Source organism: Xanthomonas sp. SHU 308, assembly GCF_000364645.1.
Lineage (GTDB): Bacteria > Pseudomonadota > Gammaproteobacteria > Xanthomonadales > Xanthomonadaceae > Xanthomonas_A > Xanthomonas_A sontii.
In genome coordinates this window covers 1-2721 of the sequence record NZ_AQOK01000124.1, presented here as the reverse complement: position 1 = coordinate 2721, position 2721 = coordinate 1, and the positions used below count along the sequence as shown (strand labels likewise).

Genomic DNA, 2721 nt, shown 5'->3' with positions numbered 1-2721 from the left:
CTCGCTTTCAGGTGTCCGAGTTATCAGGGGTGGCTCAAAATGTCCCACACATCAAGGACAGGGAAAGGAGGGCCGGCGATCAGCTTTTCCGATTCCCCATTCCCAGTTCCCCACTCCCAGCCTACAGATCAAACCCCAGCAACAACGGATCGTGATCGGAACTGCGCCACGGGCCCGGCAGATCGCGCTCGCGGTAACCGTCGCTGTCGGGCAGGTCGGCGTTGACGTGCCATTCGGCGGCGCCGCGCAACCGCGCTGCCAGCACCGGGCTCAGCAAGGCATGGTCCAGCCGGCCGCTGAGGCCGCGATAGACGAAGCTGTAGGGCTGCGCGACATGCGCCTCCTGCAGCGCGTCGCGCCAGCCGGCGTCGCGCAGCAGGCGCAGCGGATCTTCCATCGCGTAGGCGTTGAAATCGCCGAGCAGCACGCTGGCCGTGCTGCCGGTGCCGGTGGGGTCGCTGCGCAGCCACGCGTCCAGGCGCCGCGCCGACTCGGTGCGGGTCGCGTTCCAGCAACCCTGGCCGTCCCCGCGGTCGGCATCGGCGCCACCGGCTTCGCCGCAACCCTTCGACTTGAAGTGGTTGGCCACCACCACGAACGGCGCGCCGTTGCCGTGACGGAACGCCTGCGCCAGCGGCACCCGGCTGTGCTCGGCGAACGGCCCGCCTTCCAGCATCGCCGGCTTGCCGACCGGGCTCACCCGCGAGGCGCGGTAGATCAGCCCGACCCGGATCGGGTTGTCGCCGGGGCCGCGCCCGGCGTCGACGAAGCGCCAGTCGCCGCCGCCGGCATTGAGCGCGTCGACCAGGCTGGCGATCGCCGAGGTCGGGCCGTAGCCGTCGTTCTCCAGTTCCATCAGTGCGGCGACGTCGGCCTGCAGCGGGCGGATCGTCGCCACCAGCTTGCGCAGCTGCGCCTGGAACTCGGCCGCCGTGCGCGCGCCGCGCAAGGTCGGGAACCCGCCGCCACGGCCGTCGCCGTTGAAGAAGTTCTCCAGGTTGAAGGCGGCGATGCGCAAGGTGCCGTCGACCTGCGGCGGCGCCGGTTCCGGCGGCGGCGTCAGCTGCAGCGCGGCGGTCGGGTACAGCCGTGCCACGCCATCGATCACCCCGCCGACGATGCCCTCCACGTCCTGGACCGTGCTGCCCGCGCGCGGCGGTGCAGCGGCACTCCCCAGATAGTCCGGAAGTTTTGCCGTTGCCGATGTTGATGTCGGCGTCGGCGTCGGCGCACCGAGCGTGCCCAGGCGCAGCCCGCGCCGCGCGTTGTCGGCCACCACCGCCGCCTGCTCGGCGCTGCCGGGTGCGGCCACCTCGCTGGGCTGCCACAGGCGTCCGCCGAAGGCCATGCCCAGTTCGCCGGTCTTGCCCAGCGCATCGTTGTCGACCACGGTCAGCGGCGCGGCGATGCGCACGCGCATGCCGGCCAGCGCCGACCAGTCGGCCGGCGCCGCGTCGAGCACCTGCAGCGGCAAGGGTTGCGCCCGTGCCAGCACGGTGTGCCCCTGCTCCAGCACACTGCGCCCGACGAAAGCCGTGCCGGCCTTGGCCGACGCGGCGGCCTGCGGCGCCAGCTCGCCCCACACCCGCACGCGGTCGCCCGGTGCCAGGCTGCGCTCGGCATCGCCGCGCACCAGCAGCGCGTCGGCGGTCAGCGGATCGTCGTCGCCGGCGTCCTGCACCAGGTAGCCGCTACCGCCGGCTTCCACCCGCGCGGTGACCACGCCCTCGAACACCACGCCCTGCGCCTGCGGCCCCGGGCGCAACTGCCCGATCGGCAGCAGGGTCGGCGGCGTCAGCGCCTGCGCGGCGGGGGCTGCGACCAGCAGCAGCAACGACAACAACGATGGCGGCGGCATGCGCATGCGATCACTCTCCTTGTTTGCGCCGGCACGCGACGGGCGCGGAAACGAATGCGCCGCCCGAAGGCGGCGCAGTGGCGTGCGGGAGGCGCAAGGTTACTTCAGGTTGGCCAGCATCCAGTCCACGGTGGCGTGGATCTGCTCCTCGGTCAGCCCGGGATTGCCGCCCTTGGGCGGCATGATGCCGCCGTCGGGGCCGGTGTAGCCCTCGATGGCGTGCTTGTAGAGCGTCTCCTTGCCCTGCGCGATGCGCTTGTCCCAATGCGCGTGGTCCAGCGTCGGCGCCTTGCCCACGCCGGTGGTGTGGCAGGCGGTGCACAGGTTGTTGAAGATGGTCTTGCCGTCGGTGGTGCCGCCGTAGGCCGCCTGCGCCGAGGCCTTGGCAAGCGCCGCCGCCTGTGCCGCCGCTTGCGCCGCGGCACCGGTGCTGCCGGCGTAGACCGCGCCGACCGGGGCGATGCGCTCCTCGGTGCGCTTGAGCGCCACCGGCGACACCTCCGGCGGGATGGCCCGCTGCAGGTAATGCGCGAACACGATCAGGCCGAGGGTGATCAGCACCAGCAGGCCGATCACCATCGAGAAGCGCTTGAGAAATTCGAGGTCGTAATTCCGCACATCACACCCCTTTGGCACGTGGTAATCCGGACCACCGCTACGCGACCGAGTATAGCCAGCGTTTGCGCCGCGCGGCACGCCGGGAGCACACGGAATCGCAGGCGATGCGTGCTGCATCGCAGCAGTTCGGCGCAGGCGGCGCGCCCGGTCGCGCTCAGGCGCTGCCCACCGCGCGCAGGCAGAACCCGCAGACCGCCTCGACCAGGCGCTCGCTGTCGCGCGGGCCGTCGCGGCTGGGCGCGGTC

The 2721-nt window shown here is 71.9% G+C and carries 2 protein-coding genes and 1 pseudogene; all 3 read right to left on the bottom strand.

What is annotated here, in order from left to right; genetic code table 11:
* Positions 1-121: 121 nt before the first annotated feature.
* Complete coding sequence (locus D588_RS0105480) at positions 122-1864, bottom strand: ExeM/NucH family extracellular endonuclease (protein WP_017915254.1); 1743 nt, start codon at positions 1862-1864, stop codon at positions 122-124.
* 93 nt (positions 1865-1957) lie between these two features.
* Positions 1958-2476, bottom strand: coding sequence for a c-type cytochrome (locus D588_RS0105475; protein WP_017915253.1), 519 nt, complete (start codon positions 2474-2476; stop codon positions 1958-1960).
* 154 nt (positions 2477-2630) lie between these two features.
* Positions 2631-2721, bottom strand: a pseudogene (locus D588_RS27150) (TetR/AcrR family transcriptional regulator); the annotation flags it as partial.